Source organism: Serratia oryzae (assembly GCF_001976145.1).
GTDB lineage: Bacteria > Pseudomonadota > Gammaproteobacteria > Enterobacterales > Enterobacteriaceae > Chania > Chania oryzae.
In genome coordinates this window covers 1-270 of record NZ_MOXD01000075.1, presented here as the reverse complement: position 1 = coordinate 270, position 270 = coordinate 1, and the positions used below count along the sequence as shown (strand labels likewise).

Genomic DNA, 270 nt, shown 5'->3' with positions numbered 1-270 from the left:
TTAACGTCAATACCACAAACGCGGCGTTCAACTTTGGCGCGGCGGTAGGCAACAGCTTTGTCGGTAACGTGAATTTACAAAACACCCTGTTTGACCTGTTCGGCACCAACACCGCGGCGTTAACGCAGGCAACGCTGGCGCTCAATGCGGGAAGTCATACCACCGTGGGGACTGGCGGAACGACCAGCACCGAAGAGGTGGGCAATCTGGCGCTGAACGGTGGCGAACTGACCTTCTACGGCGTTATCCCGGGGGAGCGCGCCGATGGGC

At 59.3% G+C, this 270-nt stretch carries 1 protein-coding gene; it reads left to right on the top strand.

The window, feature by feature from the left end; genetic code table 11:
• A partial coding sequence (locus tag BMI79_RS23930) for a hypothetical protein (protein ID WP_158069139.1) occupies positions 1–270 on the top strand: 270 nt, incomplete at both ends.